General features: G+C 60.4%; 9 protein-coding genes and 1 tRNA gene. 2 read left to right on the top strand and 8 right to left on the bottom strand.

Annotated features, from left to right (window positions below):
- Nucleotides 1-60 precede the first annotated feature (60 nt).
- Nucleotides 61-1,095, top strand: coding sequence for an alpha/beta hydrolase (locus DX923_RS07700; protein WP_116113869.1), 1,035 nt, complete (start codon nt 61-63; stop codon nt 1,093-1,095).
- A 54-nt stretch (nt 1,096-1,149) separates the two neighbouring features.
- On the opposite strand, the gene polA is transcribed toward DX923_RS07700, so the two are convergent.
- Nucleotides 1,150-3,822, bottom strand: a complete 2,673-nt coding sequence (gene polA / locus DX923_RS07695; RefSeq protein WP_116113867.1) for a DNA polymerase I — start codon at nt 3,820-3,822, stop codon at nt 1,150-1,152.
- A 104-nt stretch (nt 3,823-3,926) separates the two neighbouring features.
- Between polA and DX923_RS07690 the strand changes: the two genes are divergently transcribed.
- Nucleotides 3,927-4,370 carry a PaaI family thioesterase gene (locus DX923_RS07690; RefSeq protein WP_116113865.1) on the top strand — a complete coding sequence of 148 codons (444 nt, stop codon included), beginning with the start codon at nt 3,927-3,929 and terminating at the stop codon, nt 4,368-4,370.
- A 93-nt stretch (nt 4,371-4,463) separates the two neighbouring features.
- Here DX923_RS07690 and DX923_RS07685 read toward each other — a convergent pair whose 3' ends face one another.
- The 7 genes from DX923_RS07685 to DX923_RS07655 form a co-directional block, all read right to left on the bottom strand.
- Complete coding sequence (locus DX923_RS07685; RefSeq protein WP_116113864.1) at nt 4,464-5,135, bottom strand: response regulator; 672 nt, start codon at nt 5,133-5,135, stop codon at nt 4,464-4,466.
- Nucleotides 5,136-5,279: 144 nt separating this feature from the next.
- Nucleotides 5,280-5,362 (bottom strand) — tRNA-Leu (locus DX923_RS07680).
- A gap of 104 nt (nt 5,363-5,466) precedes the next feature.
- A complete protein-coding gene (pyk, locus tag DX923_RS07675) occupies nt 5,467-6,885 on the bottom strand; it encodes a pyruvate kinase (RefSeq protein ID WP_116116222.1) in 1,419 nt (472 codons plus the stop codon).
- A gap of 131 nt (nt 6,886-7,016) precedes the next feature.
- Nucleotides 7,017-8,474, bottom strand: coding sequence for a glutamate synthase subunit beta (locus DX923_RS07670; RefSeq protein ID WP_116113862.1), 1,458 nt, complete (start codon nt 8,472-8,474; stop codon nt 7,017-7,019).
- Nucleotides 8,467-13,014, bottom strand: a complete 4,548-nt coding sequence (gene gltB, locus DX923_RS07665; protein WP_116113861.1) for a glutamate synthase large subunit — start codon at nt 13,012-13,014, stop codon at nt 8,467-8,469. Before gltB ends, DX923_RS07670 begins: the two co-directional genes overlap by 8 nt.
- Before the next feature lie 302 nt (nt 13,015-13,316).
- A complete protein-coding gene (gene lgt, locus DX923_RS07660) occupies nt 13,317-14,189 on the bottom strand; it encodes a prolipoprotein diacylglyceryl transferase (RefSeq protein ID WP_116113859.1) in 873 nt (290 codons plus the stop codon).
- Entirely contained in the window at nt 14,189-14,971 is a 783-nt protein-coding gene (locus DX923_RS07655; protein ID WP_116113857.1) for a DsbA family protein, read from the bottom strand. Before DX923_RS07655 ends, lgt begins: the two co-directional genes overlap by 1 nt.
- Nucleotides 14,972-15,145: the final 174 nt, after the last annotated feature.

Here is a 15,145-nt window from a genome sequence, read left to right as displayed (position 1 = left end):
TCCGCGCTGTCACGGACTCGCTGCCGTGGCCTCGACCCAGGTCTGCGGCAGCATGGACGGATGACGACCACGCGGGCATCACAGGAACTCAGCTCCGAACAGTTGGCTGCCCGGCGCGCCCCGTGTTACGACCCTGAGCTGGCACCCTTGGCCGCTCAAGGATCGGTCGACGAACACAGCCTCCGTCCTGAGGACATCCCGCGTCTACGCATGCTGAGCGATCAATGGCGTCCTGAACCGGAGAGTCTTCGACGTTCCGGACATGTGTGGCCGGAAGAACGACTTGTCCCAGCCTGTGGAGATCACCCTGAAGTCCCTGTCGTCATTCTCTGGCCGACGACCCCGTACACCGGCCCCAGACCGGTGGTCCTGGCATGTCACGGTGGAGGCATGGTCACCGGCACCGCTTACAGCGGAACTCCGGCGCTTGCCCGATGGGTCGAGCGGCTCGGCGTGGTCGTGGTCTCCGTCGGATACCGGCTGGCGCCTGAGTATCGCCACCCGGCCGCATTGGAAGATGTGACCGCTGTCTGGTCATGGATGCACGAACATGCCGACGACCTCGGCATCAGCCGTTCTCGTTCCGGTGTCTTCGGGGTGAGCGCTGGTGCCTGCCTAGCGGCCTCCTTCTCGCTACAGGTTCGGGACTTGGGTCTTCCACCACCCGGATGCCAAATCTTGCAAGATGCGATGCTGGACGATCGGCATCATCGACCGTCCACCTTCGAACACATGGACTCCGGAGTTTGGGACCGAGTGAGCTCATGTACGGCGTGGGAGTCCTACCTCGGGTCGGGAGCACCCCGCGACGAGATCTCCTTTTATGCGGCACCAGGCAGGGCTGTAGACCGACCCGAGGTTCTCCGGGGGCTCCCTCCCACTTTTCTCGATGTCGGTACTGAAGACCTCTTCCGGGATGACGTCCTGGCTTTTGGAACCGCCCTCATCGGAGCGGGTGTCCCCACCGAGATGCACCTATGGGCCGGCGGTTGGCACGGATTCTCCGAGATGGCTCCGCACACGAGGCTGGCTCAGGACGCCAATGAGACACGTACCCGTTTCCTCGCCCGCCGATTGGCAGCCATCGGAGTGTGACTGGCAGCAAAGGTTCTCTTCCGCCCTGATCTCTGCCGGTGCGCCGTCCCGGAATCAGTGCTCAGCATCGAACCAGCTCCGCCCTGATCCGACGTTGACCTCCAAGGGCACATCAAGTGCAGCCGCCGAGCCCATCTCACGGCGGACCAGCTCTTCGACCTTGCGCTCCTCCCCTGCCGCCACTTCCAGGACGAGTTCGTCGTGCACCTGCAGCAGAATGCGTGAGGACAGCTCCTCCTGTCGGAGCGCGCTGTCGACCTTGAGCATGGCTGATTTCATGACATCGGCGGCTGATCCCTGGATAGGCGCGTTCAACGCCATCCGTTCTGCCATCTCCCGACGTTGTCGGTTCGTGGACATCAGATCTGGAAGGTACCGTCGGCGGCCCATCATCGTTTCGGTATATCCCTGTCTACGAGCGGTGTCGACCACCGACTGCAGATAGTCGCGCACTCCCCCGAAACGGGAGAAATAGGCATCCATCAGGGAGTTCGCCTCGACCGTGGAGATCGACAGCTGTTTGGACAGCCCAAAGGCCGACAGACCGTAGGCAAGCCCGTAACTCATCGCCTTCACCTTGGCACGCATGGCGCTGGTCACCTGCTCAGGTCGGACGTCGAAGACTCGAGCCCCGACGAAACGATGCAGGTCTTCCCCCGACCGATAGGCTGTGATCAAACCTTCGTCCTGGGACATATGTGCCATGATCCGCATCTCGATCTGGCTGTAATCCGCAGACATCAACGAGGCGAATCCCTCTCCGACCACGAAAGCCGACCTGATACGGCGCCCTTCCTCGGTCCGGATCGGGATGTTCTGCAGATTCGGATCTGTCGAAGAGAGCCGGCCGGTCGCGGCGATCGTCTGCATGTAGGTGGTATGGATCCGGCCATCATCGGCAACTGCTTTGAGCAGCCCTTCGACAGTGACTCGAAGCTTCGCTGCATCACGGTGCCGAAGGAGCGCCTCAAGGAAAGGGTCACCGGTCTTAGCGAAAAGATCGGTGAGCGCTTCTGCGTCTGTCGTATAACCGGTTTTGGTCTTCCGGGTTCGAGGAAGCCCCTTCTTCTCGAAGAGCACCACCTGAAGCTGCTTGGGTGACCCCAGGTTGACTTCTTCTCCATCATTGGCGGACCAGGCGTCCCCTTGAGCTGCAGCAAGTTTCTCGGCGAACTCGGATTCGAGATCGGACAGGACAGACCGGTCAACGGCGATGCCGATCGACTCCATCCGGGTCAAGACCGGAACCGTAGGTAGCTCGATGTCCGACAGCAGCTGAAGACTCTCGGTCTCGGCCAGGACAGTGTCCAACGCTGAGGCGAGGTCCAAGACTGCCCTGGCTCGTTGCATCGTCTCCTGCACGGCCTCCCCCTGATCCGTGACGAAGTCGAGCATCCCCTGTTGCGCCGTTTTCTCTTCTGTATGTAGCTCCCGCTGGAGATGACGCACTACCAGGTCTGCGAGATCGTACGAGCGCTGGTCCGGTCGGACGAGATAGGCGGCCAGCGCAGTGTCGTGGACGATTCCGGCCAACTCGTACCCGCGTGAAGCGAGCGCATGAATCTGAGGTTTCGCCTCGTGCAGGCACTTGGCTTTGACCTGATCCGCCAGCCAGTTGGCCAGAGCTGCGTCACCGTCCGGGTCCAAAGTGGTCAGGTCGATATAGGCCGCTTCGGTAGAGGTGGACAAAGCTATGGCGTCCGCGTCTCCTTGCCCTCTGGCCCAGGAACCGACTACGACGACACCGATACGTTCCGCGTTCCCATGGCGCGCCAGCCAAGAGGCCACCTCGGCACTGTCAAGAGCTTTTCCCTTGACTTCCGCGGCTTTCTCACTGACAGGTTCAGAGCCTGGAAGTGTGGCGAAAAGCCGGTCCCGCAGCACTCTGAACTCGAGACTGTCGAAGACCTGGTGTACCTTTTCCCGGTCCCAAGGACGGCGGACCGTCTGGTCGAGGCTCACTGGAAGTGCCACTTCACGGACCAACTGGTTCAGCCGACGGTTCCTCCGGACCTCGTCCAGGTGCGCACGAAGGCTGTCTGCGACCTTTCCCTTGATCTGTCCAGCCTGTGCCGCGTCGAGGACCCCGGTGAGATCCCCGTACTTTCCCAACCATTTCGCAGCGGTTTTGGGTCCTACTCCGGGAACACCCGGAAGGTTGTCAGCTGATTCGCCGACCAATGCCGCCAGGTCGCTGTACCGATCGGGTGCAACCCCATATTTCTCGGTGACCGCTTGAGGAGTCATTCGGGCTAGTTCAGAAACTCCCTTGATCGGGTAGAGCAGCGTGGTGCTCTCATCGACCAGCTGCAGCGCGTCTCGGTCACCGGAGACGATCAGCGTCTCCATGCTCTGCGTCGACGCGGAGGCGGCCAAGGTGGCGATGATGTCGTCGGCTTCGAAAGCTTCGACCTGGATATGAGGAACGCCCAGGGCATCCAAGACTTCCTGGATCAACTCGACCTGGCCGCGGAATTCTTCGGGAGTCTGCGCACGTCCGGCTTTGTATTCCGGATACTCCTTCGCCCGGAAGGTCTCCCGGGACAGGTCGAAGGCGACCGCGAGATGCGAGGGTTCCTCTGTGCGAAGCAGGTTGATCAGCATCGAGGTGAACCCGTAGACAGCATTGGTGTGTTGCCCTGTGCTGGTGGCGAAGTTCTCTGCGGGCAGCGCGAAGAAAGCTCGGTAGGCGAGCGAATGTCCGTCGAGGAGAAGGAGTCGGTTCACATGTGGCAGCCTAGGCCTACCAGCTGACAACTGCGAAGGTCCTTCTGAGGCGCCGACCGGCGAATCTGTTCTGTGGGGTGTTCGCTCATGACGGAGGAGACAGGATGAGTGCTTCCTCACCACGATCTGAGGGTTCGCAGGAGCTCCTCCCCTTGGAGGAGACACTTCTCGGAGCGATGGGTATCGAAATCGTCGAGGCCTCATCAGAACGATGTGTCGCCACGATGCCGGTTGCTCCCAACCGACAGCCTTACGGGTTGTTGCACGGGGGTGCCAATGCGGCTCTCGCGGAGACGGTCGGGTCCATCGCAGCCGCTCATCACGCTTCCAGACACCGGCGAATCGCTGTCGGGGTGGAGCTGAGCTGTTCTCATCATCGCGCCGTCAAGTCAGGGTCGGTGCGCGCGGTCGCAACTCCGCTTCATGCCGGTAGCAGCCTCGCGACCTATGCCATCCAGATCGAGGACGACCTCCAACATTTGGTGTGTACAGCCAGACTGTCCTGCATGCTTGTTCAACCGCGGACGGAGAAGGACCAAAAGGGTTGACCTGCCCGGGGGTGCCTCTTCTGGTATGCGCGGTAGGTGTGTGTCGGACCTACCGGCGTAGGCCCGACACACACCAGGAAAAGCGATGTCCGGTCAGCGCTTCTTCTTACCGCCGGGCAGACCGTCGACGACCAGCTGAGCGACCTCACGCATTCCAAGCCTGCGGTCCATGGCCGTCTTCTGGATCCATCGGAAGGCCTCCGACTCTGTGAGCCCCATTTGCTCCATCAACACGCCTTTGGCGCGGTCGACAGCCTTCCGGGTCTCCAGTCGCTCTCCGAGGTCTGCGATCTCAGCTTCGAGTGCATGGAGCTCGACCCAACGTGAGCGCGCGATGTCGAGAGCAGGACGCAGATCGTCAATGGTGAAGGGCTTCACCACGTAAGCCATGACTCCAGCGTCACGAGCGCGCTCAACCAGGTCACGGTCGCTGAACGCGGTCAACATGACGCAAGGAGCGATCCGTTCCTTACCGATGACCTCAGCAGCAGTGATGCCGTCCATGACAGGCATCTTGACGTCCAAGATGACAAGATCTGGACGATGCTGACGAGATAGCTCGAGTGCATGCTCTCCGTCGCTGGCTTGACCGACTACCTCGTACCCGCTGTCGGTGAGCATTTCTGCCAGATCCAGCCGGATGAGTGCCTCGTCTTCGGCGACGACGACTCGCAGCAGTCCGGATGGTTTCTCTGCTGCAGGCTCTGTAGTGGCTGCAGCAGACGGCGGTGGTGTGGGGATGGGATTGGAAGGTGTGTCGGTCACGAAAACATCCTAGAGGCGTCCGGCCAGGCATCAAGACCGGCATCGCCTCTCAGGGCAGGAAACTTCCTGCCGAACGGCGTTCGGAAAACAGTCCCGTAGGGGTAAAGAGCGCACCCACAAAGCGTGCCGTTAAAGCTTGAAGAGTGCCGGGAGCGGGACTTGAACCCGCACGACCTTTCGGTCAAAGCATTTTGAGTGCTCCGTGTCTGCCATTCCACCATCCCGGCGTGCCCGCCCACTATACGTCACTCTTACGGTGCCGCGTGCACGAGGTCGATGTCTGGGCAACGGCCCGGGCCTCATCGACCGGGCCGTTACCTCATGACATCGATCAGCTATCGAGGCTTCCCACGACATGCACCCGCAAGGAGTTCGTGGTGCCGCTCACACCGAAAGGGCGACCTGCGACCACAACGAGGACGTCCCCTTGAGTTACGACCCCTTCTGCGAGGAGCGCCTGGTCGACAGCTTCGACCATGGTCGACATGTGGCTGAACTGTGGAACGATGAAAGCCCGAATGCCCCACGTCAGGGTCAGACGACGTGCTGTCTCCGCATCAGTGGTGAAAGCGAGCATCGGCAGACCGGAACGTACCCGAGACATCCGTCGGGCCGAGTCACCGGACGAGGTGAAACAGACCAGGTACTTGGCCTGAAGGGAATTCCCGATCCGTGCTGCGGCCGCCGTCACAGCGCCGCCTACCGTGGAGGGCTCAGTACCCAGCGGAGGGATGCGGGAAAGCCCGTGGTCCTCTGTGTTCTCGATGATCCTGGCCATGGTCTTGACCGCGTTGATCGGCCAAGATCCCACGCTGGTCTCGCCGGAAAGCATGATCGCGTCCGCACCGTCGAGCACGGCATTGGCGCAGTCGCTCGCTTCTGCGCGGGTCGGGCGACTGTTGTCGATCATCGACTCGAGCACCTGAGTGGCGACGATGACCGGCTTGGCCTCGCGACGAGCCAACGCGATGGCTTGCTTCTGGACGAGCGGCACTTCTTCCAGCGGCATCTCCACACCGAGGTCGCCTCGAGCGACCATGATGCCGTCGAAAGCACGGATGATCTCCGCCAAATTAGCGACAGCCTGAGGTTTCTCAACCTTGGCGAGAACCGGACGACGTACCTGTTCGTCTTCCATGATCTCGTGGCAGCGGATGACATCGCGGGCGTCACGGACGAAGGAGAGCGCGATCCAGTCAGCGCCGATGCGCAGCGCCCACCGAAGGTCTTCTTCGTCCTTCTCCGAGAGAGCAGGAACGCTGACTGGAACGCCAGGCAGGTTGATGCCCTTGTTGTTGGAGATGGTGCCGCCCTCGACCACCTCGGTCACGACGTCGGTCGGGGTGACCTCGACAGCACGAAGCGTGATCTTGCCGTCATCGACGAGGAGTGTGTCACCTGCCCGCACGTCCCCGGTCAAGCCTTTGAACGTGGTGGAGACGCGCTCTCCATCACCTTCAATGTCATCGATGGTGATCGTGAACTGATCACCTTCGTTCAGCAGGACCGGTCCGGTGGCGAACCGACCAGTACGGATCTTGGGGCCTTGCAGGTCTACAAGCACGCCGACCTGACGGCCGGCCTGCTCTGCCGCACGTCGCACCAAGGCGATGTGACGTTCGGCGTCTTCGTAGGAGCCGTGAGACCGGTTGATGCGGGCAACATCCATGCCCGCGTCGACGAGGGCACGGATTTTCTCAGGGGAATCGACGGCAGGTCCGATGGTGCAAACGATTTTGGCGCGACGCATGAATTCCATTCTACGACTGCTCCGTAGATCGTTCTGACCAACGGACCGGACGAGGCCGTCGATCCCCTTGAAAGTGCTACGCCGACAGGCGAAGTCCCTCCTGGCGAGCGCTTAACGGCCTACTTCTACGGTCATACTGTCAACGGGCGGTCCGTGGGTTCGACCGGACGCGGGAGCACCGATGAACCGGTCAACCATTCGTCGACCCCATGAGCGCAGGCGCGACCTTCGGCGATGGCCCACACGATGAGGGATTGTCCGCGGCCACAGTCCCCGGCGACGAAGACCCCGGGCACAGTACTCATGTAGTTCCGATCTCTGAGCACCTGCCCACGGGCGTCGACATCGAGAGCGAGCTGGGCGACCACACTGTCCGTTTCCGGCCCGGTGAACCCCATCGCCAACAGAACCAGTTGGGCCGGGATCTCCCTTTCCGTCCCAGCGACCTCATGGAAGACACCGTTCTCCAGCTGCACCTCGCTCAGCTTGAGGGCTCGGAGTTCGCCGTCTTCGTCGTTCACGAACTCCTTGGTGTTCACGGCGTAGAGACGTTCGCCACCTTCTTCGTGTGCGCTGGCGACCCGGAAGAGAACGGGGTAGGTCGGCCAGGGATGGGCGGATGCTCGTTCCACCGGGGGCTGCGGCATGATCTCCAAGCTGGTCACCGATCTGGCCCCCTGCCGCAGCGCAGTGCCGATGCAGTCCGCTCCGGTGTCGCCTCCTCCGATCACGACCACGTCCTTGCCGGTGGCGACGATCTGGCCCTCGACTGGTTGACCGAGTGCAGCCCGGTTGGCCTGGGGAAGGTAGGCCATCGCTTGGACCACCCCTTGGCTCTGTCTGCCTGGGATGTCCAGATCCCTGGGGATCGTAGATCCTGTCGCCAGGACGACTGCGTCATAACGCTTGCGGAGTTCTTGCCCGGTGATGTCCTCTCCGATGTTCACGCCCGTACGGAAACGGGTTCCCTCGGCTCGCATCTGCGCCAACCGACGATCGAGGACGCTCTTCTCCATCTTGAACTCAGGAATGCCATAGCGCAGCAGTCCCCCTGCCTTGTCGGCCCGCTCGAAGACGGCGACGGTGTGTCCCGCCCGGGTCAGCTGCTGCGCCACAGCCAATCCTGCCGGGCCGGATCCGATGACTGCGACAGTACGCCCGGACAGCCTTTCCGGTGGAAGCGGCGTGACTCGACCGTCGTCGAAAGCACGTTCGATAGTGGTGACTTCGACCTGTTTGATGGTCACGGCAGGTTGATTGATGCCTAGGACACAGGAGCTCTCACAAGGCGCAGGACATAGTCGGCCGGTGAACTCGGGGAAGTTGTTCGTGGCATGGAGACGTTCGATGCCGTCGCCCCAGCGCCCACGCCAGGCCAGGTCGTTCCACTCCGGGATGATGTTTCCCAGGGGGCATCCGCTGTGACAGAACGGAATACCGCAGTCCATGCAGCGCCCTGCTTGCGTCTTGAGCTCCTCCGCGTCCTGCGGCTCATAGACCTCGCGCCAGTCCATCAGGCGGATAGGAACTGGGCGACGTAGAGGGAGCTTACGTTCACGATGGGTCAGAAAGCCCTGGGGGTCAGCCATGGGATACCTCCATGATTCGCTCCCACACGAGAGAGCCGTCGGGGTCGAGACCTTCCAGTTCCGCTGCGTGACGTACGTCGAGGACTCGTTGGTAAGAACGAGGAAGAACCAATGAGAAACGACTCTGAACGTCGGGCCAGTTCTTGAGGAGCATGGTGGCGACCGATGATCCGGTGGCTACAGCGTGACGTCGGAGCAGATCTTCCACGCAGGCCTGGTCCTCTGTCCTCAGCGGTAGGACATCGACGAGTTCACAGTTCACTCGTTCAACCATCAGGTCAAGGACGTAGGCTTTTCCGCCGGACATTCCGGCAGCGAAATTACGTCCGATAGGGCCAAGGACGAGGACGGTTCCCCCGGTCATGTATTCACAACCGTGGTCACCGATACCTTCAACGACTGCGACTGCACCTGAGTTGCGCACACAGAAACGTTCTCCGGCTTGCCCGCACAAGAGGATCTCTCCGCTGGTGGCCCCGTAACCGATAACATTTCCTGCGATCACGTTATCTTCAGCCAGAAATGTCGTCTCCTCAGGTGGGCGCACCACGATCCGCCCCCCAGAAAGACCCTTCCCGACATAGTCATTTGCCTCTCCATGAAGAGAAAGTGTCACGCCTGCCGGCAAGAAAGCACCCAGCGACTGCCCTGCTTCTCCGGTCAAATGGAGCTGGACAGTATCCTCCGGGAGTCCTTTGTGATGAGCTCTGGTGATCCGATGGCCTAGCATCGTGCCCACAGTCCGGTTCACATTCCGCACTCGGGATTCGATACGAACTGGATTACCATGCTCGATGGCCTCCCAGGCCTGTTCAATAAATGCATTGTCAAGAGCTTGTTCCAAGCCGTGATCCTGACTTTGCGTGCAATGACGGGACTGCCCCTCCTGCGGCACGGCCTCGGCGAGTACAGCGCTCAGGTCCAGGCCAGATGCCTTCCAGTGCCCTACAGCGCGACGAACGTCAAGAACTGAGGTCTGGCCGATGGCCTCTTCGAGAGTCCGGAATCCCAGTTCGGCCAGTATTTCCCGAACCTCTTCGGCGATATATTCGAAGAAGGTCTCTACGAATTCAGGTTTTCCGGAATATCGCTGCCGAAGTTCCGGGTTCTGTGTTGCTATTCCGACCGGACAGGTATCCTTATGGCATACCCGCATCATGATGCAGCCGGATACGACCAGCGGCGCTGTTGCGAAACCGAATTCTTCAGCTCCAAGAAGTGCCGCAACAACGACATCCCTACCCGTCTTCAATTGTCCGTCGGTCTGCACGACTATGCGGTCACGTAAACCATTCAGAACAAGGGTCTGCTGAGTCTCCGCGAGCCCGATCTCCCAGGGTGCTCCCGCATGTTTGAGGGAGGTCAGTGGAGAAGCTCCAGTGCCGCCGTCATGCCCAGAGATCAACACTACGTCAGCATGAGCTTTACTGACTCCGGTGGCCACTGTTCCGACACCGACCTCGGAAACCAACTTGACATGGATTCTCGCTTGAGGATTTGCATTCTTCAGGTCATGGATCAGCTGCGCAAGGTCCTCGATCGAATAGATGTCGTGATGCGGAGGAGGGCTGATCAGACCGACGCCAGGTGTGCTGTGCCGAGTCCTGGCCACCCAGGGATACACCTTCTGCCCCGGCAGCTGACCGCCTTCACCCGGTTTAGCACCTTGTGCCATCTTGATCTGGATGTCGTCTGACTCGGTCAGATAGTGGCTGGTGACTCCGAAGCGACCTGATGCGACCTGTTTGATGGCGCTGCGGCGTACCGGGTCGAGCAGACGGTCGACGTCTTCACCGCCTTCACCGGTGTTGGACTTCCCGCCTATGCGGTTCATCGCCACAGCCAGAGTTTCGTGGGCCTCTTTGCTGATCGATCCGTAGCTCATGGCGCCAGTACTGAACCGCCGTACGATCGACTCGACTGGCTCGACCTCTTCAATCGGAACCGGAGGGCGTCCGTCGGTGACGAACTCGAAGAGACCCCGCAGGGTCATCAGCCGAGTCGATTGATCGTTCACCCGAGCGGTGTACTGCCGGAAAAGATCGTATCGACGGCTTCGAGTGGCATGTTGCAACCTGAAGACCGTCTCAGGGTCGAAAAGGTGCGGTTCGCCTTCACGCCGCCATTGATACTCGCCTCCGACCGCCAATTCTCGGTGCGCATTCGCCACACCTGAGACTGGATAAGCAACTCGGTGACGGGCAGCTACCTCCTGCGCAATTGTCTCCAGGCCTATACCGCCCAGTCGGCTCGTGGTCCCGGTGAAGTACACATCAATGACCTCATCAGACACACCGAGACATTCGAAGACCTGGGCTCCACGATAACTCGCCACCGTCGAGATACCCATCTTGGACATGACCTTCAGCACGCCTTTTCCGAGCGCCTTAATAAGGTTAGCCACAGCCTTTTCGCTGGTTATCTCGGTAATGGCCCGAGAACGGACCATGTCCTCCACGGTCTCCATGGCCAAATAAGGATTGACCGCTGCGGCGCCATAGCCGATCAACAACGCGATGTGGTGCACCTCTCGGACGTCTCCGGCTTCGACCACCAGGCCCACCTGAGTCCGAGTTTTCTCCCGAATGAGATGGTGGTGGACGGCTGCGGTCAGGAGCAGCGACGGTATCGGAGCCCGTTCAGCAGTGGAATCCCGGTCCGAGAGCACGACGTACCGGGCCCCTCGGCGGATGGCACTGGACACCTCTTTGAAGATCATCTCCAGACGTTGTCGCATCGCGCCCGCTCCGCCCGCCACGTCGTAGAGCCCGGAGACCACCACGGTCTTCGTACCCGGTTCGTCGTATTCGGCGTCGATATGGACGATTTTGGCCAGCTCGTCGTTGTCGATAACCGGGAAGGGCAAGACAATCTGTCGACAATGCCGCGAAGTCGCATCGAGCGCATTCAGCTCGGGTCCAACCGTGGTCGATACCGAGGTGACCAACTCTTCGCGAATACCGTCCAACGGCGGGTTCGTCACCTGGGCGAACAACTGCGTGAAGTAGTCGAAGAGCAGCCTCGGGCGGGAGGACAGCACCGCAATAGGGGTGTCAGTTCCCATGGATCCCAGAGCCTCTGCACCAGTGATGGCCATCGGGCCGAGAATCAGCCTGAGTTCCTCTGCGGTGTAGCCGAAGGTCTGCTGTCGTCGAGCGACCGAGCTAGGAGTATGGAGGATGTGCTCGCGCTCGGGGAGGTCTGCAAGATTAACCATCCCCGCTTCCAGCCATTGGCTGTACGGATGTTCTGCGGCCAGCGCAGATTTGATCTCGGCATCGGGAATGATGCGCCCGGCACCGGTATCGACCAGAAACATCCGTCCCGGAGAAAGGCGTCCTTTCTCCACGATGTGTTCCGGTTCGATCTCCAAGACCCCGGCCTCACTGCCCAGAACAACGAGGCCGTCGTCAGTCACCCAGTAGCGTCCTGGGCGAAGCCCGTTGCGGTCGAGGACTGCGCCGATCAGGGTGCCATCGGTGAAAGTGACACACGCTGGCCCGTCCCATGGCTCCATGAAGCAGCTGTGGAACTCGTAGAAGGCTTTGAGCTGGGGGCTCATCTCGGTGTGGTTCTCCCAGGCTTCCGGGATCATCATCAGCACCGCGTGAGGAAGACTGCGTCCACCCAGATGTAGGAGCTCCAGGGCTTCATCGAAGGATGCCGAGTCCGAGCCGTTCGGGTCGCAAATCGGAAAGAGCCGGGAGAGATCTCCAGGGATCACATCACTGGCGAGCACAGATTCACGTGCAGCCATCCAGTTCCGATTACCGCGGACGGTGTTGATCTCGCCGTTATGTGCAATCAAGCGGTAGGGGTGCGCCAGCGGCCAGCTGGGAAAAGTGTTCGTGGAAAAACGACTGTGCACGAGTGCCAGCTCTGTCACCACTCGTTGATCGTGCAGATCCGGGTAGAAGTCGTCGAGTTGTTCAGTCGTCAGCATGCCCTTGTAGACGAGGGTGCGCGCTGACAGCGAGGGAAAGTAGACGCTCGCCTCGTGCTCTGAGCGTTTACGCAGACAGAAAGCAAGCCGGTCCACGGCGATACCGGTGAGTTCTTCGTCTGAGCCTGCAGGCTCGACGAAAAGCTGCGCAAAATGAGGCATGACCTCGCGGGCAACCTTGCCGATGATCTCCTCTCGCACGGGGACATCACGCCACCCCAGTACGTGGAGTCCTTCTTCTGCCGCGATCTTCTCGATCTGCTGAATGGTCCGGGAGCGCTCAGCCTCAGCAGCAGGCAGAAAAGCGGTTCCCACGGCGTAATGGCCAGCAGGAGGAAGCTCAAAAGTGACAGATTCACGGAGGAAAGCGTCAGGAACCTGGATCAGGATCCCGGCTCCGTCGCCGACCAATGGGTCAGCTCCGGTGGCTCCTCGATGATCGAGATTACGGAGCGCCACCAAAGCTTGTTCAACGATGTCGTGGCCAGGAGTGCCCCGTAGGGTGGCGACCATGGCTACGCCGCATGCGTCGTGTTCGTAACTCGGGTCGTACAAGCCTGTAGGCGCCGGCATGGCGGAGAAGGCGCGTGATGTCATGTGGGTTCACCGTCCTTGAGGTGCAAGGGGACCAGGAAGGTCGGTTCGAAAAGGAGAGAGAAGCACGAGTAGTGACACGCGCGCTCTGGCGGACGACGTTGTCCGGTGGCGGAACTCTACCGGCACGTAGACCACTGCGCGCCCCAAGTTATCCCAGATTTTGGGACAGAAAGTCCGCATTGCGATGAAAACTTAAGGCTTCCGAGGGATCTAAAAAGTTCTGAACAGCAAAAATGCCTCCGCCAGAGTCTGACACGCGCTCTCTGGAGGAGGCATTTTCCTGCGAAATTTTACTGTCTCTGCTAGGAAGCGGTTCTCTCCGCAGAGTCGTCAGCCCCGACGGCTTCCCTGCGGGACAACCACCAGAACCACCACAACCCGAACAGGAAAACCACGATCGAGGTCCACACGTTCAGCCTCAGGCCGAGAATATGGTTGGCCGCATCGATCCGAACGTTTTCGATCACGACCCTGCCCAGGGTGTACAGCATGGTGTAAGCGGCGAAGAGCTGACCCGGTTTCCACACGAACCTGTTCCGACAGAATCGACCCGCTGCGAAGAGCATCCCGGCAATCAGCAGACACCACAGCGACTCGTAAAGGAAAGTCGGATGGAAACTTCCTAGAACGACAGCTTCACCCTTGCTGTCAAGAACAGCTCGGCCTTCAGCATGATTCCACTGATGGATCTGCAGGGCCCAAGGCAGATCGGTGGGTCCGCCGTAGAGCTCGTTGTTGAACCAGTTTCCCCAGCGGCCCACAGCCTGCGCCAGAGCAAGCCCAGGTGCGACGGCGTCCCCGAAAGAGAGGAAGGGCACGCCGTAATGTCGACAGGCCAGCCATACCCCGAGAGCGCCTAATGCCACCGCGCCCCAGATCCCCAAGCCACCTTCCCAGATGAACAAGGCCCGAACAGGGTCGCCGCCAGGGCCGAAATAGGCCTGCGGGCTGGAGATCACATGGTAGAGACGCCCACCGACGATCCCGAAAGGTACTGCCCACAACGCCACGTCCAGCGCTCGGTCAGGGTCGATTCCCCGGGCAGGAAGCCGTCGCGCTGTCACCCAGGTGGCCAGCGCAATCCCGGCCAACAGACAGAAGGCATAGGCCCGCAACGCGATCGGGCCGATGTGCCAGACAGCAACCTCTGGGCTGGGCAGACCGGACGGCAGCATCACTTTGCCGTCTCGAACAGCTTCTTCTCGAACTCTTCAGCGTTGCTGATGCCGCTGGTGTCGATCTTCTTCCGGTCGACATAATAGGAAGGAGTGCTGCTGACCTTCAGGGTCTTCGAGGTGTAGGTCTCTAGATTCTTCAGGTAAGGCTTGTAGGTCTCCTTGGCGACACAGGACTTCCACGTCTCCAGCTGTTCACCGGACAAGCCTGCTTCGACCGCGGACTTCTGGATGTCCTCATCGCTGTAGCCTTTGCCCTCTTCCTTCGGCTGCTTCGCGAAAATCTTCTCGTGAACCTGGAAGAACTTTCCAGCATCAGATGCACACAATGCCGCATTGGCAGCTTTGGACGAGCTCTTGTTCTGCAGGCTGTCGTCCAGGAAGGTCTTCTGGTAGTAGACGACGTTGATCTTCCCAGCCGCGCCCAGCTCACCGATCTTCGGCCCGAACATCTGGTCGAACTTCTGGCACCACGGGCACTGGAAATCTTCGAAGATCTGCAGGGTCGGAACACCCTCCTTCAGGACCCCGCCGTTGGTGGCCACCACAGGCTCGTCTTTACCAGACACCCCCTTGGGCAGCTTGATGTCTCCACCGGAGGACGCAGAGCTACCGTCCGGCAGGGTCGACGGTTCGTCTTTCCCGTTGAAGAACAGAACGAAGAGAGCTGCTGCTACGACAACAACAGAAATGATCACAGCCAGTAGGCCTTTGATGTTTTTGCCCTGCGCCGGCGCAGCTGCGCTGATCTTGGCCTGGCGTGAGTTCTGGGGCGGTGCCATGCGATTTATCTCCTTGCGGCAAGTACGGTGCCCGGACGGGCTGCCGAGTACATCAGCGCGTTCCTGTAGCGCCTCAAGACTAGATGCATGATCAGGTCATTTCGCTCAGCCCCATCGCAAGTGTCCTCTAGAAGACCGAACACCCTTGACAAGGCATAGAGCACTCACCGGTTA

Origin of the sequence: Austwickia chelonae (assembly GCF_003391095.1) — a bacterium.
Classification (GTDB): domain Bacteria; phylum Actinomycetota; class Actinomycetes; order Actinomycetales; family Dermatophilaceae; genus Austwickia; species Austwickia chelonae_A.
This window is presented reverse-complemented; position numbering and strand designations above follow the sequence as displayed.